Genomic DNA, 19,804 nt, shown 5'->3' with positions numbered 1-19,804 from the left:
TATGGGACGTCCCAAAAGCCGCTTATATGCTGGGCCGATGCAGGCGACGACGGCCCTGAGACGCCGCGGGTTCCTGGCATCGGCGTGGCCCTGGCGGAGCCTGGCGTACCTGGTGACCAGCTCGGTTCCGGGCGCGCTCGTGCTGACGGTCGTCGCGGCGGTGCTGCTCGTCGGCGGGACGCTGGCGTCGGTGCTCGTCGGGCTGCCGATACTGGGGGCGCTGGCCTTCGCGGGCGTCCCGGTCGCCGCGTTCGAGCGGTGGCGGCTCCGCCTGGTGGACCCCGACCCGGTCGCCGATCCGCATCGCGCGCCGGACCGTCCGGGCGTCGGGGGCTGGCTCGCCACGCGGGTCCGCGAGTCCGCGACCTGGCGCGAGCTGGGATTCACTGTCCTGCTGGCCACGGTTCTGTGGCCACTCGATCTGGCCGTCGCCCTGGTCGGCGCCGTGCCGCCGCTGGCGCTGCTCACCGCCTGGACGCCCGTCCTGTCCGGCGGACAGCGCGGGCTCGCGCCGGGCATCGCGATCAGAACCTTCGGGCAGGCGGCCATCGCCCTCCCCGTCGGGATCGTCCTGCTCGTGGCCTCCGCCTACCTGGTCACACTGGCCGCGGCCGGACGCGCCGCGTTCACCCGGCACCTCCTCGCCCCCCGTCCGGACGAGGCGGCGCGGCTGCTCGCGGAGGTCACCGGGTCCCGCGCGCGGCTGGTCAACGCGTTCGAGGCCGAGCGCCGCCGCATCGAACGCGACCTGCACGACGGCGCGCAGCAGCGTCTCGTCGCGGTCGCGACCAGCCTCGGCCTGGCGATGCTCGACCTGCCGCCCGGCCCCGCCGCCGACCGGGTCGCGCACGCCCACCGGGAGGCGCGCGAGGCGCTCACCGAGCTGCGCGAGCTGATCCACGGGATCCATCCGCAGGTGCTGACCCAGCACGGCCTGGGCGCGGCCGTCCAGGACACCGCCGACCGTTCCCCCGTCCCGGTGGCCCTGACCTGGGACGTCACCGGACGCCTGCCCGCCGCCGTCGAGGCCACGGGGTACTTCGTCGTCTGCGAGGCGCTGGCCAACGTCGCCCGGCACAGCGGCGCGGACCACGCCTGGGTCACCGCCGCGCACACCGGTGGCACCCTGCGCCTGGAGATCGGCGATGATGGCGCGGGCGGCGCCGACCCGGACGGCGGCAGCGGCCTGACCGGCCTGTCCGACCGGCTCGCGGTCGTCGGCGGAACCCTCGCGCTGACCAGCCCGTCCGGGGGTCCGACCCTGCTGAGAGTGGAGATTCCGTGTCCGAAGCCCGTCCCCTCCGCGTCGTCCTCGCCGAGGACGGAGCCCTGATGCGCGACGGCGTGACCGCCGTGCTCACCCGGTTCGGGCACGAGGTCGTCGAGGCCGTCGGGGACGCGCCGTCCCTCGTCGCCGCCGTCGAGACCCACAAGCCGGACATCGTGGTCACCGACGTCCGCATGCCGCCGACGCTGACCGACGACGGCCTGCGGGCCGCGATCGCGCTGCGCGAGCGCGATCCCCGGCTGCCCGTGCTCGTGATCAGCCAGTACATCGAGACCGCGTCGGCCGGTGAGCTGCTCGACTCCACCGAGGCGCGCGCGGTCGGCTACCTGCTGAAGGACCGCGTCATCGACGTCACGGACTTCGCCGACGCCGTCCGGCGGGTCGCCGACGGCGGGACGGTGATCGACCCCGAGGTGATCCGCCACCTGCTGAGCCGCCGCCGTGACCCGCTCGACCGTCTCACCCCGCGCGAGCGCGAGGTGCTGGCGCTCATGGCCCAGGGCCGCTCCAACGCCTCGATCGCGCAGGACCTCACCGTCTCGGCCGCGGCCGTCGGCAAGCACATCAACGGCATCCTGGCGAAGCTCGACCTCCCGCCGGACGCCGACGTCCACCGCCGCGTCCTCGCCGTCCTGGCCTTTCTGCGCTCCTGACCCTCCGTCCGACGGGCGGAGCGGATTCTCCTCGCTTCGGGAAACAGGACACCCTCGTCCCGCCATCCTGAAATGATCACTCGCGGACGTCGCCGGTGCCCGCGATGGGGCGTGCGGCCTTCATCACGCTCAGTGATGTTCGCCACGGCGTCGGACGGGCGGGAAAGGGCGGGGAACCCTTCCCCCACAGGCGTCCCGCACTCCGTGGCGTGCGGCGGGGACCGCTGCCACGACCACCGCCCCGGTGGGGAGGGAACCCTTCGGCCACCGATACCGAAGGCTCTGATCAGGGGATATCGGATCATGCTCCAGTCGGCGCCGAATCCCGGCGACGCGGCGCGGGACCTCGGGGCTGGTAGAGGACCCGCTTCGAGTGACAACGAAAGGTCTAGGACAGATGTGGTTTGTAGGGTCGTCCGCAATACGGGTTACGCCTTGAGTGATTACCGTGAGCGCTGCTAGCTTCGCCCGGTGGACGAGAGGCGTGCACGCGCGGAGGCGATCGAGGGCTTCGCGGAGGTTCTACGAGAACTCCGAAACTCGGTCGGCAACCCGTCATTCCGGGAGATGTCCGGACGATCTGGGGCAATCTCACACACAACCCTGCACGAGGCCACCAAGGGGAACCGGCTCCCGAGCTGGGGCACCACCGCCGAGTTCGTCAAGGCCTGCGGCGGAGACCCCGAGGACTACCGCGAACGCTGGGAACAGGCGAACCTCATCGTCCGAGGCCCGAGCGCGTCCCTTCCCCCGAACGCCGTAGGCAACGCGAACGCCCCGGCTCAGCCGAGCATCGCAGGTCAAGCGAACGTCGCGGGTACGCCGAGCGTCCCGGCCCAGGCGAACGCCGCGAACGCCGCGGCGGTCCGTCCGCCCGGTGAGGCCGCGGCCTCCGCCGTGGACGCCGGGGAGCGTCCGTCCGTTCACATGGTCGTCGGATCGCAGGCGCAGCCGGTGTCCGACGAGCCTGCCGCGTCCCCCTTCCCCCCGAACGAGACCTCGGCGACGCCGCCCCCGCCCGTCCACTCCGCAGCCCCGCCGCAACCATCCGGGCAGCTCACGGGGCCGGCTCCCGTGTCGGCGCAGGCTTCCGGCGTCGCCGCGCCGTCCGTCACTCCCCTGCATGAGCTTCCCGGCGGACCGGCATCGCAGCCGCCCGCCGTTCTCGGCGGCGACCTTCGCGGTGCGGCCGGGGGAGAACAGCAGGTCACGCCCCCGCTCCCCGCGAAGCGCTCCAAGAAGCGGATGCGGATCACCTACCTGGCCGCGTCCGCGATCTTGGCGACCGGGGTGGGAGCGGTGATCTACACCGTGGTCGAGTCCACCGGCGGATCCAAGCCCCAGGAGAACGTCCCCTCCCCGTCCGACCGTCCGTCCGCGGCCGCCGCGGCGGTCGGATGCCCGGTGAAGCCGAGCCAGCCCGCGTGGGCCCCGCCCTTGCACAAGGGGGACGCGGCCGCGTTCGTCGACGACATCACCCTGCGTGACTGCACCCTGGTCGGCACCAACACGACCGTCGTCAAGGTGTGGCGGATCCGGAACACCGGCGCGCTGTACTGGCGCGGCTATTCGCTGCGCCGCCTCGACCTGCCGCTGAGGCCGGACGACTGCCGGACCAAGACCCGCGTGCCCATCAACACCACGCGTCCCGGCGACACGGTGGACATCCATGTCGAGATCACCACGCCGAGGAAGCCGGGCTTCTGCCTCGCGCGCTTCAAGATGCTGGACACCGCCGGACGCGTCGCCTTCTCCGGGAACCGTCCGGTCAACTTCCAGCTCGTCGTCCGCGGCCACTGAACGCACCCGCTCAAAAGCCGAGGACGCCGACGGCCGCGCGTAGCCGACGGCCGCGCGCCCGGCGGCCACAACGACCAATGGCTCCCCGCCGTGGGAGCACGGCGGGGAACCAGAGGTCAGAGGGTCTCCTGATGCTTAGGAGATGGTGAGTCCGCTGTAGTAGTACTTCAGGATCCGGGTGTAGCTCCAGCCCGCCTTGGCCTTGTCCTGCGAGCCGTACTGCGACATCCAGTCGCCCGTCTTCCAGGCGCCGCACGCGGTGGTGGTCGCGCAGTACTGCGCCATGAAGATCTTGCCGCCGCGGGTCATGCGGTGGCCCCACGTGGCGTCCACCGCGGAGTTGGTGGCGTTCGTGGCGGAACCCGGGACGTACACCTGGCTGCCCGTGTCGTCACGAACGTCGTAGCAGTGGCCGTTGACCTTGCGCGTCGAGTGCAGCGCCCACCACCAGGCGTAGCTCTTGACGGCCATCGCCCCCGACTTCAGGGACTCCTGCTTCCAGCTGACGATCCATTCCTTCGGCAGGACGTTCTTCACGTAGTACTTGAAGTTGACCCGCTCGACCGTGCCCTTGCGGACGCGGTACACGAGGATGGTCGACGGCGCCTTCGTGTTCGTGCCGTCGGTCTTGCACCCGGTCGGCGCCGGCGTGCTGGACGGGCTGAACTGGTGCGAGGCGTTCTGGTTCTTCAGCCCGGAGTTGAGGTTGCCCTTGGCCCCGGCCTTGAAGTCCTGGTAGCGCCCGCCGAAGTTGCTGTTGAAGTAGACCCGGACGGTCTTGCTGCTCCGGTTCCACACCGACGCGGTGTGGTTCTTGACGCACACGCCCTTGCCGGCGCCCGCGCTCTTGAAGTCGTAGCAGCCCGGCTGCTTCGCGCCGTAGTCCCTCACCGATCCGGTGAAGTCCGACAGCGAGCCCTTCTGGTTGCTGTTGAAGTACAGGCAGAACTCGCCGGTGTCGCACTTGCCGTTACGTCCGGCGGCATCGGCAACACCCGTGCTCGCGACCAGCGCCGCTCCGCCGAGCGTCATCGCCGCGGTCACCGCGGTGGCCCGAGCGACCATCTTCCGTGTGGTCATGGTCATCCTCTCCTTGGGTCAGTGGCCGCGGTGGGTCAGCGGTAGTTGTAGCCCTGCTGGTTCCAGAAGGAGATCGGGTTCGGGTTGTCCAGGCGCGGGTCGCCGACGCTGATGGCGGCGTGCGTCTGGTAGCCGAGGCGCATCTCGACGTGGGTGTGCGCGCCGCCGGCGCTGGACACGCCGTGCCACGCCTCGGTCGCGATGTACTGCCCCTTCTTGATCGTCTGGCCCGCCTTCAGGGTCGACGACGGCGCGGAGTGCAGGTAGATGACCGTCTTCTTCAGCGACGCGTTGTAGATCGCGATCGTGGACAGGTCGCTGCTGTGGACCCGGCCGTTCTGGCCCTTGTGGACGTAGATGACCTTGCCCGCGACCAGGGCGTAGACCTTGGAGCCGATGCGGCGGGAGATGTCGGTGCCCTCGTGGCGGCCGGGGGTCGAGGTGTAGCCGTCGAACTTGCAGGCGATGCGTCCGCCGGTGGCCTTGTACAGCCCGTACGAGATGTTCACGCGGTTGGCCGGCGCGAACTCGTGCGAGGCGTTCTGGTTCTTCAGCCCGGAGTTGAGGTTGCCCTTGGCCCCGGCCTTGAAGTCCTGGTAGCGCCCGCCGAAGTTGCTGTTGAAGTAGACCCGGACGGTCTTGCTGCTCCGGTTCCACACCGAGGCGGTGGCGTTCTTGACGCACTTGCCCTTGCCGGCGCCCGCGCTCTTGAAGTCGTAGCAGCCCGGCTGCTTGGCGCCGTAGTCCCGGACGGACCCGGTGAAGTCGGAGACCGAGCCCTTCTGGTTGCTGTTGTAATAGAGGCAGAACTCGCCGGTGTCGCACTTGCCGTTCCGGCCGGCCGCGTCAGCGGAGGAAGCCGTGGTGGCGACGACCGCGCCGCCGATCGCTGCGGCGGCGGTCGCCGTCGTGAGGACCTTGGTGAGCATCTTCATGGGCCGTACTCCTTGATTTCTGGCGGGGGCTGGGGTTTCGGACGGGGCCGGGGAGGGACCTGGCGTGTTCTCCGTGATCAGTGGAGGCGCAGGTACTCCTCCCAGGTGCGGATGGTCACCTTGGGACCGTCGTCCTTGCCACGGTTCGCGAGACCGTTCTTGCCGAGGTAGTAGTCACCGATCTGGTGCTGGGCCTGAACGGACAGGTCGGTGTCGTTGATCGCGGTCGCGTGGATGTGCCACGGCCAGTCGCCCTGGCTGGGGTTGCGGACCCAGGCGGCGAACCCGACCTGGCGTAGCGCCTTGGCCACCGACGTGCGGGTGGCGGCGCTCATCCCCTTGACGTTGATGTCGACGACACCGCCGCCGTCATGGGTTCCGACGGACGTGGGGTCGCCGCCCGGGTTGTAGGAACCCTGGTCGAGCACGAGCTTGCGGTGCAGAACCTTCTGCGCCTGGAGAAGCATCTTCTGCGTGCGGGTGTCGACGACGTACTTGGGGCCGAACTTCACCTTCGCGCCCGGCACGATGACGTGGTTGACGGTGAAGCGGCCGGCGCCGAGCTTGGCGAGCGAGCTCTTGCCGGGAAGGCCGTTGGCGCTGAGTCCCTTGTAGCCGAGGGACTTCTGGTACTTGGTGTAGGCGGCGGTCGTCGTCGTGCCGAAGTAGCCGTCCACCCACTTCTTGTCGAGCAGGTGCTTGTCCGCGAGGGCCTTTTCGACGAGAAGGACGCTGGCCTTGGCGCCCGGCGTCAGTTTGTTGTCCGCGCGGCGCGGGTCGATCTGCGCGGCCTTGACGAGCGCTTCCATGTTCACGCTCGGCAGCGCCGCCGCGTCGGCCGAAGGGACCGCCTTGTGGCCGCTGTCCGCCTGCGCCGCCGAAACCGCGGTCACTCCGGCGATCGATACGAACGCGACGGCCGCGGTGGCGGCTGCGGCGTATTTGGGAAGCTTCATCGAATCTCCTGGTCATGCGGCGGGGGGCGTGCTCGGGGTGGCACCAACATTTCCGGGAGCGATCACGTGTTCGCAAGTTGTCAGTGTTGTCAGCCTGTTCGGCGATTTCCCCGTACAGGCTGACGCGCCACCTTACAGGCACGTTGATCATCAAACACGACATTCACGACACGCGGGACGAAGAGCCATTCGAGCCCCTTAACGGACCGCGCCGCCGTCAGTCTGACGCTCCTGACCAGGCAAGACATGCCAGAGGCGCCGAGGGACGAACCGGGCTCGCCACCCACCGACCGGCGCTCCGACACGACCGGCCCGGGGGATGTTCGACGTTCGCGCATGGCCGTCCAGCGTCCGCCGATTCCGCTTGCGAACGCCCACCTTGACGGGTTAGGGCACCTGGTTATCGCCTGAGAATCTCAACTCTCATCACCGTCCGAATGGACACCGATCCGAGAACAGGCGAGGGATGAGCACTTCCCGAGAAGGCTCGATCCGCGATACCGCGCGTTTCCTTGATCCGCACCCTATATGCAGAAGGAGCACCGATTCATACTCACAGCACGCCTTCTTCAACGATTGTGAGAGCGAGCGACGGACGCCGACACGAAAACCGTCACCGAACGCGTAACAGATCACCGGACGCGCACCTCAAGGACACCGAACGGCATTGGCGTTCCAGGACGGCTACTTGAAATAGACCATCTGGTGGCTCGTCGCGAGAAGCCCGCCCTCGGGCGTCCAGAGGCGGACGCTCTGGTCGGCGAATCCCAGGCCGAGCCGGTCGGAGCCGGCGGTCGCCAGGATCGGCCTGTCCGCCTGGGCCGCGATCAGGTCCGGGCCCGCGTGGAAGTACACGGTCAGCGTGACCGTCCCGGAGGGGACGTACTCCCCGCGCCGCATCATGATCCGCGGAATGAACACGTCGCTCAGCGCCACCAGGGCGGGGTGGTCGAGCGGGCGGGCCGGGTGGTCGCGCACCCACAGCGTGGTCGCGGACGTCGGGTGCGGTCCGGTCCCGAGGTCCGGCGCGCCGTCCACGAACCGGAACTCGTAGTTGTCCGTCCACGGCACCAGGCCCGCCAGGTCCGCGATCTTCACCTCGTCGGCGGACGGCGCGGACGGCGGCACGGCCTCGGTGTCCGCCCAGGTCTCGGGACGCGCGCCGACGATCGCCGTCGCGGTCGCCGCGACCACGTCGTCCTGGAGCATCGTCAGGGCCCAGTGCTGCGTCCGCCGGTTCGTCCGCACCGGCTCCGCCTCGACCGTGAAGGGGCCCTGCGCGAGCGGTCCGGCGTAGTTCACCGTCAGCGCTACCGGATCGCCCGCGCACCGCGGGTCCACCTGCACCGCGCGCAGCAGCGTCGCGGCCGTCACTCCGCCGAACGGGCCGACCATGTTGGCGTACTCCGCCGACGTGTGCCCGCCGAACCGCCCCTCGCCGACCTGGGTGAGTCGCACAGCGGCGTCGAAGGGGTGCCCGGCGGACCGGCCGGGGGCGGCGTTCGAAGTCATGCCCCACATGATGCCGGGCCCGCCTCGGAGCCGATCATCCGGAGTCCGACATAGACGACATTCCATCCGACGGACCCCTCAACGCGACAACCTCTGCGTTTGAAACGACTGTTCGTCCCGCTGCTACCATCGCCGCGTGGGGGTTCCTGAGGACTTGCTGGCCGCGGCGAAGCAGTGCCTGGCCGAACGTGGGTACGCGCGCACCACGGTGCGCGACATCGTCGCCGTCTCCGGCAGCAACCTCGCCGCCATCAACTACCACTTCCGCTCCAAGGACGCCCTGCTCGCGCAGGCGATGGTCGAGCTGACCGGGGAGTCCGTCGGGGAGATCCTCAAGGCCCTCCCCGACGACTCCACGCCGTGGTTCGAGGCGTTCTGGAGCGATCTGGTCCTCTCCTTCCAGAGCCAGCCGATGCTCTGGCTGGCCAACCTGGACACGCTGGCGCAGGCCGCGCACTCCCCCGAACTTCGGAAGCGGCTGACCGAGGCCCAGTCCCACGCCCGCGACGAGCTGGGCAAACGCCTCCCGGAGCAGGACGAGGCGGGCGCCCAGGTGCTGCTGACCCTGCTCATCGGCATGCTGGTGCGCTGGAGCGTCGACCCCGAGAACGCGCCGACCGCGCAGGACCTCATCGCCGGCGTCCAGTCCGTCGCCGACGCCGCCACCCGCTGACCCGCCCGCCCGCGAACCGGCCGGCCCCCGTCCGCGAGGGCGACCGTCCTCCGGGCCTGCCGCCGCCCGCTTGCCCACCGCGCTTCGTTCCCCGCGTCAGCGCGTCGCGTGCTGCCCGCCCGAGCGCACCGGTGAGGCCGCCCGCCGGACGGACCGCAGCATGATCGGCGCGAGCACCGCCATCAGGCACAGGCCGACGGCCGCCGCGACCATGGCGTAGTGCTGGCCCTCGGTGAAGGCCTCGCGCGCGGTGTCGGCGAGGGTGCGTCCCGCGGGGTCCGGAAGGCCCTTCGCCGTCTCCAACGCGGCGCCGAGGGTGTCGGTCGCCGAGGCGGTGACCTTCGCGTCCTCGAGGTGCCCGCGGTAGACGACGGTGCCGATGCTGCCCAGCAGCGCGATGCCGAGCGCGCCGCCGAACTCGGTGGCCACCTGCGACAGTCCCGCGACCGAGCCCGCCCGCTCCGGCGGCGCGGTGGCGATGATCAGGTCGGACGACACGGTCAGCACGAGCGTGACGCCACCGGCCATCAGCATGATCCCGGCGACCAGCAGACCGGCCTGCCCCGACACGTCCAGCCGGGACAGCAGCGCGAACCCGCCCGCGCCGATGAGGAGTCCGATCCCGACGACCACCCCGGGAGCGACCTTGCGCACCAGGACGGGCGCCAGACCGGCGGAGATCATCGCCATGGCCGCCGAGGGCAGCGCGTACAGACCGGCGACGATCGGCCGGGCGCCCATGACCATCTGGAGGTACTGGGTGGTGAAGAGGCTGGAGCCGACCATGGCGAAGACGCCGAGGGTGTTGGCGCCGATGGCGGTCGTGAACGCGCGGCTCCCGAACAGGCGCACGTCCAGCATCGGATCGGCCATCGAACGCTGCCGCAGGACGAAGACGACCCCCAGCATCGGACCGGCCACGAGGGCCAGCACGGGCAGGACGCCGAGGCCGTCCTGCGCGATGTGCTGCACGCCGTAGATCGTGGGCAGGATCGCGGCCAGCGACAGGATCAGGCTGACCAGGTCGAACCGTCCCGGCCGCGGGTCACGGGACTCGGGGAGCAGCAGCGGCGCCAGGACCAGCAGCAACGCCATCACCGGCAGGTTGACCAGGAAAACCGATCCCCACCAGAAGTGCTCCAGCAGCGCGCCGCCCATCAGCGGTCCGAGCATGGCGCCGCCCGCGAACGCACCGGTCCAGATGGAGATGGCGACGCGGCGCTGGCCGTCGTCGTGGAACATGTTGCGGATCAGCGCCAGCGTCGAGGGCATCAGCGTGGCGCCGCCCATCCCGAGCAGGGCCCGCGTCGCGACGAGCAGGTCGGCGCTGGGGGAGAAGGCCGCGATCACGGACGCGCCGCCGAACGCCGCGGCCCCGATCATCAGCAGTCGCCGCCGTCCGATCCGGTCCCCCAGCGTGCCCATCGGCAGCAGGAGCCCGGCCAGCATGAACGGGTAGATGTCGATGATCCACAGCAGCTGGGAGGCGCTCGGCTCCAGGCCGGCGCTGATGAACGGCAGCGCGTACGACAGCACGTGCAGGTCGACGGAGATCAGCAGCACCGGCAGGACCAGGACCGCCAGTCCGATCCATTGCTTGCGTCCGGCTCTCATGGACGGGCTTCCTTCCTGAGGGGAGCACCGGCGTGGTGCAGGTGACGAAGGGCTTCGGCGTGCGAGGCCGCGAATCCGACCTCGTGGTACGGCAGCCCGAGTTCCTGGCAGTAGGCGCGCACGATGGGCCGCGCCAGGCGCAGGTTGGGGGTGGGCATGCTCGGGAACAGGTGGTGTTCGATCTGGTAGTTCAGGCCGCCCATCGCGATGTCGGTGAACCGGCCGCCGCGGACGTTGCGGGTGGTGAGCACCTGTTTCCGCAGGAAGTCCAGGGTGGTTCCCTCGCTCACCATGGGCATGCCCTTGTGGCCGGGCGCGAAGACGCAGCCCGCGTAGATGCCGAACAGTCCCTGGTGGACGGCGAAGAAGGCCAGCGCCTTGCCCGGTGACAGCACCCAGGCGAGCGCGCCCAGGTAGAGGACGAAGTGGGCGAGCAGAAGCGCGCCCTCCAGCGCGCGGTGCTTCATCCAGGGCTGCCGCAGGGCGCGCACCCCGGCGACGTGCAGGTTGAGCCCCTCCAGCAGGAGCAGCGGATAGAAGAGGAACGCCTGCCGACCGCCGATGCGCCGGGCCAGGCCCTTGCTGTTGCGCGCCTGCTCCTGCGACCACACCAGCACGTCGGGGGAGACGTCCGGGTCGAGGTCCTCGTGGTTGGGGTTGGCGTGGTGGCGGGTGTGCTTGTTCATCCACCAGCCGTAGGCGAGGCCGATGCCGAGGTTTCCTCCGACGCGTCCGAGGGGCTCGCTCGGCGTCCGTCCGGTGAAGATCTGCCGGTGCGCCAGGTCGTGCAGGACGAGGGCGACCTGGGTGAAGACGATCGCGAAGCCGACGGCGAGCGCGAGCTGGAACCAGGAGTCGCCGAGCCAGAAGAACGCCGCGACGCCTCCCAGGTAGAGGCCGGCCACCACGCTGAGCCGAATCCTGTAGTAGCCCGGACGGCGTCCGAGGAGCCCGGCCTGCTTCATGAGCCTGGACAGACGCGTGAAGTCGCTCGTGGCCGTTGCGGTTGCAGTTGCCATGCGCCGAACCATACACAGGTTTGAAACAAACGTACAAAACATTTGTTTATTACAGGCGTTCGGCTAGGGTCTGCGGACATGGGAGAGCGAGACAAGCTGATCGACGGCGCCAGGCGCTGCCTGGAGGAACGCGGCTACGCGCACACGACGGCGCGGGACATCGCCCGGGCCTCAGGCGCGAACCTGGCCTCCATCGGCTACCACTTCGGCTCGAAGGACGGCCTGCTGGTCGAGGCCATGGTCGAGGCCACCACCGACTGGGCCGACAAGCTCCGCCAGGCCCTGGCGGACGACGCGCCACACGAGGAGTTCGAGACGCTGTGGAGACGGGCGATCGAACTGGTCGACCTGCACCGTCCCATCTTCGTGGCCAACGTCGAGGTCGTCGCCCAGGCCGAACGCCGCCCACGCCTCCGGCAGGCACTGGCCGACGCCCAGGAGACCGCCCGCCTGGAACTGTCCGACTGGCCCGGCGAGACCGGACTGCCCCAGACCACACGCCGCGCCGTCGGAGCCTTCTACCTCACCCTGCTCACGGGCCTGATCATGCAGCGCCTCATCGACCCGGACCGCGCCCCCACCGCCGAAACCCTGACCGAGGCCCTGCGAGCCATCCAGACCCGCACCACGCCCCCAGGGGGTGATGTCGAAATCCCGCCAGCCCCCCTGCCGTCCTCCGACTAGGGTCGCGCCATGTCAGAGCAGAGCCGCGCCATCGTCCAGGACGCGTGGAAGGCGTTCGCCAGCCACGACGCCGACCGGATCGCAGCGGTCTTCACCGAGGACGCCGAGTGGCTCGCCCCCGAGGGCAACGCCACCGCCGTCGCCCTGGACGCCCCCAGCCACATGATCGGCAAGCAGGCCATCGTCCACTTCCTCGCCGAGGACTTCCCCCGCTTCTTCGTCAGCGACGTCACCGTCACCTTCCACGGAATCCACGCCGACGGCGACCGAGTGACCGTGGAGGAGACCATGACGGCCACCCTGTCCAACGGCAACCACTACGCGAACGACTACTGCTTCGTCTTCGAACTCCGGAACGGCCTGATCCACCGCGTCCGCGAATACATGGACACAGCCCGCGGCCACCGCCTCGCCTTCGCCTGACAAGACCCGAAAGCCCAGGCCAGAACCCCACCCCTGACCTGGGCTCGGGTCCGCTTCGTCGCCTCGGTGAGGGCCTGCGGCGCTTCACCGGCACCCGCACCGGTCCGCGACTTCCTGAACGACCTCGACTCGAATCCCGCTGCGGCCGGGTGGGTGAGCCGGCGCATCTCCGAACGCGGCGGACTCGTGGTCGGCGATCGTTCTTCTCAGCCCGCCCTACCGTCCGCGTGGTGCGAGTCCGGTCTCGAAGGCGATGATCGCCAGGTGGACGCGGTCCCGGGCCTCGAGCTTGGCGAACAGGCGCGCGACATGAGTCTTCGCCGTCGCCGCGCTGATCACCAGCCGCGCGGCTATCTCGGTGTTCGACAGGCCCTGGCCGACCAGTGCCAGCACCTCGCGCTCCCGGTCGGTGATCTCCGCGATGAGACGTGGGTCCGCGGCGGGCTCGGCGGCCGGTTCGGGGGCCGGGCGGGCGGACGTTCCGGCGAAGTCCGCGATCAGCCGCCGGGTCACGCTCGGCGCGATCAGCGCGTCGCCGGCCGCCACCACGCGGATCGCGTCCAGGATCGCGTCCAGGGCCATGCTCTTGAGCAGGAATCCGCTGGCCCCGGCGCGCAGTGCGCCGTAGACGTACTCGTCGTCGTCGAAGGTCGTCAGCACCAGCACCCTGGGCGGGTCCGGCTCGGCGGTCACCCGCCGGGTCGCCTCGATCCCGTCCATGCCCGGCATCCGGATGTCCATCACCACGATGTCCGGCCGCAGCTCACGCGCCAGGCGCACCGCCTCGCGGCCGTCGCCGGCCTCGCCGACCACCTCCAGGTCGTCGGTGTCGCCGATCAGGATCGCGAGCCCGACCAGCAACAACGGCTGGTCATCGACCAGCAGCACCCGCACGCTCATGCCGGGAGCCTCGCCGTCACCCGGAATCCGCCCTCCGGACGCCGGCCCGCGCTGAACTGGCCGGACATCAACGTCACTCGCTCACGCATGCCGAGCAGGCCGAAGCCGCTCCCGCCGGCCGCGGAGAGCCTCGGACGGCCCGGCCCGCCGAGACCGTCGTCCCCGTCGTCCACCACCTCGATCGTCACTCCTTTCGGCTCGTATCCGACCGCGACCCGGCACGTCCGCGCCCCGGAGTGCCGCACCACGTTCGTCACCGACTCCTGGATGATCCTGAACGCCGACAGTTCGATCTCCGGCGGCAACGGACGCTGCTCGCCCCGCCAGGTCACGTGGACCCGCACCCCGGCGTCGGCCGTGCGTTCGGCGAGCTGCGGGACGTCGGCCAGGCTGCTGGCCGGCGCCAGCGGAGCGGCCTGCGGCATGGCGTCGTCCGACTCGGCGCGGCGTAGCGCCCCGAGCATGCGCTGCAGCTCGAGCAGCGTCTCCCGGCTGGTGGTCTCGATGCCGGTCAGCGCCTGCCGCGTCTGCTCGGGCTTGGTCTCGACGACCCGTGCCGCCGCTCCCGACAGCACCGTGATGATCCCGATGCTGTGCGCGACGCTGTCGTGCAGTTCGCGGGCGATCCGCAGCCGCTCGGTCAGGACGGCGCGGGCCGCCCTCTGCTCGTCCAGGGCGTCGAGGTATTCACGACGTTTGCGGTACACCCCCCCGAAGACCCACGCGACCGCGAACCACAACGCGAGCCCCACGGCGAACTGGGCCGCGTCGCTGACGGTCTGCCCAGGGATGTGGGTGACGTTGACGAACGCGGCCGCGACGGCGGCGACGGAGCCGACGACGGCGGCCTTCGGCCGCCGGAAGGCGAGGTACCCGCCCAAGGCGACGAGCTGGACGAACACGACCGAGGGCCGCGCGCCGAAGATGTCGCCGAGGACCGCTTCGCCCAGGACCACCGCGAAGGCCACCGTCGGCAGACGGCGCACGAGCAGGACCGGAAGGGCGAGCGCGAAGAAGAGCCCGGTCCGGGAGGCCGGCATCGTCCAGACGAGCATCACCGCGTAGAAGCTGGCGGTGGCCAGCACCGCGGCCTGTGACATCAGCCAGGTCACGCGCTTGGATGTCGAGAGACGCCGGAGAAGCTCTTCCATACCGAGATCGTATTCAGCGAGTTCGGCTCCGCGCGTCGCCCCGGGGATGTACGCCGGTACACCGCCGGGCCGATGACCTGGGGAACGGTGACATCCACCGGCCGACGCGACGGATGGCGTCCTGTTCCTAGGTTCGTGGACATGACGAATCCACCGCTGATCGACCTTCGCGACGCGACGAAGAAATACGACGACGGCCCCGCCGCGCTGGCCGGTGTGACCTTGTCCGTGGCGTCCGGTGAGTGCGTGGCGATCCTCGGCCATTCCGGCAGCGGGAAGTCCACGCTGCTGAATCTGATCGCCGGCCTGGACAGGCCCTCCAGCGGCAGTGTCACGGTCGCCGGCACCCGCGTCGACCAGCTCGGTGAGACCGGTTCGGCGAAGTACCGCCGGGCCTCGATCGGCATGATCTTCCAGTTCTTCAATCTGCTCGACGACCTGACCGTGCTGGACAACGTCATGGTTCCGGCGCAGCTGGCCGGGATGGGCAAGGGCGAAGCGAAGCGGCGGGCCGTCGCACTGCTCGGCTCGCTGGGCATCGACCGGCATGCCAACGCCTACCCGCAGCGGCTGTCCGGCGGGCAACGGCAGCGGGTGGCGGTGGCCAGGGCCCTGATGAACAAGCCGGCGCTGCTGCTGGCCGACGAGCCCACCGGCGCGCTGGACTCGGGCTCGGCCGAGGACGTGCGCCAACTACTGCTGGACCTGAACAGCGAGGGCCAGACCATCTTGCTGGTGACCCACGACGTGCAGCTGGCCGCGAGCACCGCGCACCGCACGATCGAGCTGGTGGACGGCGCGGTCGAGCGGGACGTCATCAACGACGGCAGCGTTGCAGGCATGGTCGCCCGCACGCCGCTGCCGCGTCCGGCGGGAGCGGCCGAATGACACTGCGCCAGCCGCCGATGCCCCGGCGCCTCTTCGAGGTCGAATTCCCTGCCACGGCCCGCCTGCTGCCGGCGGTGAGCCGATGAGCGCCTTGGGCAGGGTCGTACGCTCCGGCGTGGGCCGGCGTCGGGTCCAGTCCCTCGTCTTGGCCCTGACAACGTTCGCCGCGGTGACGTCGTCAGTACTCTCCCTCGGCCTGCTGACCGTCGTGCAGGCCCCGTTCGAGCACGCTTTCAGTGCTCGGAACGGGGCGCACCTGGCGGTCCAGTTCAACGGTTCGAAGGTCACGGCCGCGCAGGCCGCCGCCACCGCGCACGCCGCCGGCGTCACCGAGGCGTCCGGGCCGTACCCGATCGCCGCCGCCCTGAACACGACCGTCGGCACGGACTGCCCCAAGAAGGATGTCGCCGGTCGCGACAACGGTCCGATCACCGTGACCACCCGGCCCGACCTGGGCAGCACCTCCGGGATGGACCAGCTGGCGCTGACCCAGGGGCGCTGGCCGACCGGCCCGGGCGAGATCGCCCTGCCGTGGCAGCACTATGCCACCGTCTGCTTCGGCGGTTCGGTGGTGTTCTCCTCCCTGCCGGGCAAGCCGTCGTTCAAGGTCGTCGGCTTCGGCGGCTCGGTGACCAGCAGCGCGACCGCCTTCGCCACCGCCGACGGTTTCGCGCGGCTCACCGCGGCCGGCGCCAAGTCCGGCAAGCAGATGCTCTACCGGTTCGCCAAGGCCGGGACCGACGCCGACATCGCCACCGGCAAGCAGGCGGTGGCCGCCGCCGCGCCGGCCGGCGCGGTCGAGGGCGGACAGTCGTACCTGACCGCGGAGCAGCAGGCGACCGGGAACGCCAAGGCCTACGTGCCGTTCCTGATCGCCTTCGGGATCCTCGGGCTGTTCATGTCGGTGCTGATCATCTCGATCGTGGTCAGCGGGGCCGTGGCCTCGGGAACCCGGCGCATCGGGATTCTGAAGTCGTTGGGCTTCACCCCCGCGCAGGTGGCCCGCGCCTACACCGCGCAGGCCATGATCCCGGCGACGTTCGGCGTGGTGCTCGGCACGGTCGTCGGCAACCTCCTGGCCGTGCCGATCCTGGACGGGGCCACCAAGCAGCTCGGCGCGGCCAGTGCCACGATCCCGCTGTGGGTCAGCGCCGTGGTCCCGCTGGGCGCCCTGCTGATCGTCGGCGTCACGGCTTCGATCCCGGCACTGCGAGCCGGCCGGATGCCGACGGTGCGGGCTCTGGTGGTCGGCCGCGCCCCCAGGGCCGGGGGCGGCCGGACGGCACAGCGTCTGGCCTCGCGGCTGCCGCTGCCCCGGGCCATGTCGCTGGGTCTGGCCCAGCCGTTCGCCCGGCCGGCCCGGACCGTGCTGGTCGGTGTGGCGGTGCTGTTCGGCGTGGTGAGTGCCACGTTCGCGGTGGGGCTGGGGACCGGGTTCAACAGGTACCTGGACACCAGCACCTCAGGCTTCAACGTCGCGTCGGAGATCGTGATACCCACGGCCGCCGTAGGCGTGCCCTGGAATCGCTACGGCCCCAACGACCCGCGCAACCCGCACCTGGACGCCGCCAAGGTGGCCGCCGCGCTCGCCAAGACCCCGGGCACGAAGGCCGCGTTCGGCTGGGGCGACAGCGGTGCGACCATGGTCAGCGCCCCGCCCGGCGGCGAACCGGCGAGGGTGTTCACGATCACCGGCGACTTCTCCTGGACGAACATGGAGCTGCTGTCCGGCCGCTGGTACTCGGCGCCGGGCGAGGCCGTGGTCGGCGACAAGCTGGCCTCGGCGGTGGGGATCCACGTCGGTGACAACGTCACCGTGATGCAGCAGAACAAGCACCTGTCGCTGCAGGTCGTCGGCATCAACTTCGACACCAACCAGGGCGACTACACGGTCATGACGGATGCGGCCACCTTCACCGCCGCCGGACTGACCCCGCACATCGACCAGTTCAACGTCGAGCTGGCCTCGAACGTCAACGGATCGGACTGGTCCACCTCGGCCGCCGCCGCACTGTCCCCGCTGAACGCCTCGGTCGAGTCGAACAACGACGGGACCAAGAACATCGTGGTGATCACCATGGGCGTCCTGGTGGCCACGTTCACGCTGATGCTGATCGCGGTCGCCGCGCTCGGGGTGCTGAGCATGGTGATGCAGGACACCCGGGAGCGGGTTCATGATCTGGGGATCTTCAAGGCCCTCGGGATGACGCCCAGGCAGACCGTTGCGATGGTTCTGACCTCGGTGACGCTCACCGGCCTGATCGCCGGGCTGATCGGGGTCCCCATCGGGGTCGCGGTGGAGAAGGCGACGCTGGCCCCGATGGGGAACGCGATCGGCCGGCACCTGCCGCCGAGCGTGTCCCACGTCTACACCGCCGGGCTGCTCATCCCCCTGCTGGCCGGCGGGATCGTGATCGCCCTGCTCGGCGCACTGCTGCCGGCCGGCTGGGCGGCACGAACCCGGACCGCCACCGCGCTGCGGACCGAGTAGGACCGAGCAGAGCCGCCGATCGCCGCAGCAAAAGCGTGCCGGGCACTACACGTCGCGGCAAGAACGCCGGAATGCCGACCTCCCTGGTTGATGCCCTCGGGAGGTCGGCGTTCCGGCGTTCTCCCTGGACGAGCCGCCCGCGCCCTGCCGGGAGGGAGCGGACGCCTCCACTTCGGAAATGATCTCCACCATTCCCCCACTCTCGGAGGCGGCGACCCTGAAAAGCCGAAAGCCCAGGTCGGGAAATGGTTCCTGACCTGGGCTTTCTTGGGGGTGGAGCCTAGGGGATTCGAACCCCTGACACCCGGCTTGCAAATCTGCGGGATCAACCCACATCAGCATCCTGACCTGGGCGAACCATGGTCCACAACTGCCCTCCACTGCCCCTTGATCACCCCTCCTAATTGCACGCTAGTTGCACGCCCCTCGGCGTGCTGGCCTGCGACAACGCCGGGCCCTCGTGCGAACTCGGCGCACGCCTCCACACCCGCCCCAAATACTCGCCATTCCGGCAACTCGGGTCACAGTCGCCGCGACCGGTCCAGAGTGCTCGTTCGCGCGGACGGCGAGAACCCCTGACAGACAGAAGCGCGCGAATGAGTGCTCTGGTGCGCGGGGGTCCAGGGGGCTGCGAAGCCCCTTGGTTCGAGCTCGCTTCACCAAGCCTGACCCGCCCATCCGCACTGGCCGCCGATGCCGTGTCGCTGACTGACTGCGTGCACGACCTGCGGTGATCTAGCCCGATGGGCCCCTCCCGCGACCGGCACCCAACGCGCCCGCCCCTCTCCCCTCGGCACGCTGCTCGACACCCGGTTTGAACACCAGGTGAGGCCGTACCTGGTGTGCTGGATCTACCTGGGCACGCTCGCCGTCGTCGCACTGGGAGAGCTGTCCAGTCTGCTGGGGTTGTGGGCGCTGGCCGAATGGATCGATGCGGCCATGCGGCTTGGCCAGCGGGCCGTGAAGCCTCTTGGTTCGAAGTCGCTCACCATGACTGGCAGTCAGATCGGGGTCGTGGGAGACCCGCTCCCTTCCAGCCCAACCGGCAACAGCCTTGACCGTGGGATGGTCTTGATGAGTGGTTCATGCCACGATGTGCGGCATGCTGTCGACACGAAAGGGCTATGCCGCGTAGACGGCCTGGCCAACTCCGCCAAGCGCAACTATCAATCCTCCCGCCTGCGGGGCGGGCGCTCGCGGCGTGCATCCCCGGGGTGTCGCCCCGCGGCATGACCTTGCTGATCCGGTTCGAGCTCCGTCGAAGAGGTCCAGGAACAACAGGACAAGCCCTCCGGCTCTGGGAAGCTGTCCTTAACGATCCCTACCACCGGCTCTACGACCCGAGATACGAGGGTTGCGGTTTCTGGGAGTGCTGCACCGATCCTTGGGCGGTGCGGTCCTACTTGGAGGCGGCCGCACACGTTCTACCTCGGCGTGATGCTCGCCGCTTCCGCGCCATGCTGGCTCACCTGGACGAGCGCTGGTGACTCAGGCGGTGGTGCAGCCCCTGATTCGAGCTCGTCCAGCCCACGACGATTGATCTGGCCTGTGCCGAACGGCGGGGTCGCCCGCACGGTAAAGGACGGGACCCGGGGATGCGGACAGTCTGCCTCGCTGCCCTGCTGAGGGCGGCGGTGCGCCTCCGCGGGCTGCCGTTCGCCGGGGAGCTGCGCGCAACCGTCGCCGATGCGCGGCCGGGCGCGCGCGGCCGGTGACCGGCGCCCACGCCGCACGCTC

At 70.1% G+C, this 19,804-nt stretch carries 16 protein-coding genes; 8 read left to right on the top strand and 8 right to left on the bottom strand.

Annotation, left to right across the window (positions count from 1 at the left end; genetic code table 11):
* Positions 1-37: 37 nt before the first annotated feature.
* The 3 genes from EBO15_RS21405 (at position 38) to EBO15_RS21395 (ending at position 3,741) form a co-directional block, all read left to right on the top strand.
* Positions 38-1,333, top strand: coding sequence for a sensor histidine kinase (locus EBO15_RS21405; protein ID WP_122196206.1), 1,296 nt, complete (start codon positions 38-40; stop codon positions 1,331-1,333).
* On the top strand, positions 1,333-1,941 hold the full coding sequence (locus EBO15_RS21400) for a response regulator (RefSeq protein ID WP_199744721.1): 609 nt from the start codon (positions 1,333-1,335) through the stop codon (positions 1,939-1,941). The genes EBO15_RS21405 and EBO15_RS21400 overlap by 1 nt, the downstream gene beginning before the upstream one ends.
* Before the next feature lie 471 nt (positions 1,942-2,412).
* A complete protein-coding gene (locus EBO15_RS21395; protein ID WP_147481596.1) occupies positions 2,413-3,741 on the top strand; it encodes an NBR1-Ig-like domain-containing protein in 1,329 nt (442 codons plus the stop codon).
* Positions 3,742-3,876: 135 nt separating this feature from the next.
* Here EBO15_RS21395 and EBO15_RS44325 read toward each other — a convergent pair whose 3' ends face one another.
* The 4 genes from EBO15_RS44325 to EBO15_RS21375 all read right to left on the bottom strand — a co-directional run bounded on the left by EBO15_RS44325 (position 3,877) and on the right by EBO15_RS21375 (position 8,224).
* Complete coding sequence (locus EBO15_RS44325; protein WP_158628313.1) at positions 3,877-4,821, bottom strand: SpoIID/LytB domain-containing protein; 945 nt, start codon at positions 4,819-4,821, stop codon at positions 3,877-3,879.
* Between the two features lie 35 nt (positions 4,822-4,856).
* Positions 4,857-5,756 carry a peptidase inhibitor family I36 protein gene (locus EBO15_RS21385; protein WP_199744715.1) on the bottom strand — a complete coding sequence of 300 codons (900 nt, stop codon included), beginning with the start codon at positions 5,754-5,756 and terminating at the stop codon, positions 4,857-4,859.
* Positions 5,757-5,833: 77 nt separating this feature from the next.
* The gene (locus tag EBO15_RS21380; RefSeq protein WP_122196203.1) at positions 5,834-6,712 is read right to left on the bottom strand and encodes a peptidoglycan-binding protein; all 879 of its coding nucleotides are present in this window, start codon (positions 6,710-6,712) and stop codon (positions 5,834-5,836) included.
* 684 nt (positions 6,713-7,396) lie between these two features.
* A complete protein-coding gene (locus EBO15_RS21375) occupies positions 7,397-8,224 on the bottom strand; it encodes an acyl-CoA thioesterase (RefSeq protein WP_122196202.1) in 828 nt (275 codons plus the stop codon).
* Between the two features lie 136 nt (positions 8,225-8,360).
* Between EBO15_RS21375 and EBO15_RS21370 the strand changes: the two genes are divergently transcribed.
* Complete coding sequence (locus EBO15_RS21370; RefSeq protein ID WP_122196201.1) at positions 8,361-8,897, top strand: TetR/AcrR family transcriptional regulator; 537 nt, start codon at positions 8,361-8,363, stop codon at positions 8,895-8,897.
* 96 nt (positions 8,898-8,993) lie between these two features.
* Here EBO15_RS21370 and EBO15_RS21365 read toward each other — a convergent pair whose 3' ends face one another.
* Positions 8,994-10,511 carry an MFS transporter gene (locus EBO15_RS21365; RefSeq protein ID WP_122196200.1) on the bottom strand — a complete coding sequence of 506 codons (1,518 nt, stop codon included), beginning with the start codon at positions 10,509-10,511 and terminating at the stop codon, positions 8,994-8,996.
* Positions 10,508-11,530, bottom strand: coding sequence for a fatty acid desaturase family protein (locus tag EBO15_RS21360; RefSeq protein WP_233616340.1), 1,023 nt, complete (start codon positions 11,528-11,530; stop codon positions 10,508-10,510). Before EBO15_RS21360 ends, EBO15_RS21365 begins: the two co-directional genes overlap by 4 nt.
* A gap of 78 nt (positions 11,531-11,608) precedes the next feature.
* On the opposite strand from EBO15_RS21360, the gene EBO15_RS21355 reads away from it, so the two are divergent.
* Both EBO15_RS21355 and EBO15_RS21350 read left to right on the top strand, forming a co-directional pair.
* Complete coding sequence (locus EBO15_RS21355) at positions 11,609-12,214, top strand: TetR/AcrR family transcriptional regulator (protein WP_122196198.1); 606 nt, start codon at positions 11,609-11,611, stop codon at positions 12,212-12,214.
* Between the two features lie 9 nt (positions 12,215-12,223).
* Entirely contained in the window at positions 12,224-12,637 is a 414-nt protein-coding gene (locus EBO15_RS21350; protein WP_122196197.1) for a nuclear transport factor 2 family protein, read from the top strand.
* Positions 12,638-12,853: 216 nt separating this feature from the next.
* Here the strand turns inward: EBO15_RS21350 and EBO15_RS21345 are convergent, their stop codons facing one another.
* Together EBO15_RS21345 and EBO15_RS21340 are read right to left on the bottom strand one after the other, a co-directional pair.
* On the bottom strand, positions 12,854-13,537 hold the full coding sequence (locus tag EBO15_RS21345) for a response regulator (protein ID WP_122196196.1): 684 nt from the start codon (positions 13,535-13,537) through the stop codon (positions 12,854-12,856).
* Complete coding sequence (locus EBO15_RS21340; protein ID WP_199744713.1) at positions 13,534-14,688, bottom strand: sensor histidine kinase; 1,155 nt, start codon at positions 14,686-14,688, stop codon at positions 13,534-13,536. The genes EBO15_RS21345 and EBO15_RS21340 overlap by 4 nt, the downstream gene beginning before the upstream one ends.
* Positions 14,689-14,829: 141 nt before the next feature.
* Between EBO15_RS21340 and EBO15_RS21335 the strand changes: the two genes are divergently transcribed.
* Positions 14,830-15,576, top strand: coding sequence for an ABC transporter ATP-binding protein (locus EBO15_RS21335; RefSeq protein ID WP_122196249.1), 747 nt, complete (start codon positions 14,830-14,832; stop codon positions 15,574-15,576).
* A gap of 169 nt (positions 15,577-15,745) precedes the next feature.
* A complete protein-coding gene (locus EBO15_RS21330) occupies positions 15,746-18,067 on the top strand; it encodes an ABC transporter permease (protein WP_199744711.1) in 2,322 nt (773 codons plus the stop codon).
* Positions 18,068-19,804 lie beyond the last annotated feature (1,737 nt).

Source organism: Actinomadura harenae, assembly GCF_003696215.1.
Taxonomy (GTDB): Bacteria; Actinomycetota; Actinomycetes; order Streptosporangiales; family Streptosporangiaceae; genus Spirillospora; species Spirillospora harenae.
Note: the sequence above shows the minus strand (reverse complement) of the source record. Positions and strands in the feature narration are given on the sequence as shown.

What these genes read in the sequence shown, in the direction of transcription:
- EBO15_RS21405 (WP_122196206.1), top strand. Translation starts at nt 38, where the DNA reads ATGCAGGCGACGACGGCCCTGAGACGCCGCGGGTTCCTGGCATCGGCG.
- EBO15_RS21400 (WP_199744721.1), top strand. Translation starts at nt 1,333, where the DNA reads ATGCGCGACGGCGTGACCGCCGTGCTCACCCGGTTCGGGCACGAGGTC.
- EBO15_RS44325 (WP_158628313.1), bottom strand. Translation starts at nt 4,821, where the DNA reads ATGACCACACGGAAGATGGTCGCTCGGGCCACCGCGGTGACCGCGGCG.
- EBO15_RS21385 (WP_199744715.1), bottom strand. Translation starts at nt 5,756, where the DNA reads ATGAAGATGCTCACCAAGGTCCTCACGACGGCGACCGCCGCCGCAGCG.
- EBO15_RS21380 (WP_122196203.1), bottom strand. Translation starts at nt 6,712, where the DNA reads ATGAAGCTTCCCAAATACGCCGCAGCCGCCACCGCGGCCGTCGCGTTC.
- EBO15_RS21375 (WP_122196202.1), bottom strand. Translation starts at nt 8,224, where the DNA reads ATGACTTCGAACGCCGCCCCCGGCCGGTCCGCCGGGCACCCCTTCGAC.
- EBO15_RS21365 (WP_122196200.1), bottom strand. Translation starts at nt 10,511, where the DNA reads ATGAGAGCCGGACGCAAGCAATGGATCGGACTGGCGGTCCTGGTCCTG.
- EBO15_RS21360 (WP_233616340.1), bottom strand. Translation starts at nt 11,530, where the DNA reads ATGGCAACTGCAACCGCAACGGCCACGAGCGACTTCACGCGTCTGTCC.
- EBO15_RS21355 (WP_122196198.1), top strand. Translation starts at nt 11,609, where the DNA reads ATGGGAGAGCGAGACAAGCTGATCGACGGCGCCAGGCGCTGCCTGGAG.
- EBO15_RS21350 (WP_122196197.1), top strand. Translation starts at nt 12,224, where the DNA reads ATGTCAGAGCAGAGCCGCGCCATCGTCCAGGACGCGTGGAAGGCGTTC.
- EBO15_RS21345 (WP_122196196.1), bottom strand. Translation starts at nt 13,537, where the DNA reads ATGAGCGTGCGGGTGCTGCTGGTCGATGACCAGCCGTTGTTGCTGGTC.
- EBO15_RS21340 (WP_199744713.1), bottom strand. Translation starts at nt 14,688, where the DNA reads ATGGAAGAGCTTCTCCGGCGTCTCTCGACATCCAAGCGCGTGACCTGG.
- EBO15_RS21335 (WP_122196249.1), top strand. Translation starts at nt 14,830, where the DNA reads ATGACGAATCCACCGCTGATCGACCTTCGCGACGCGACGAAGAAATAC.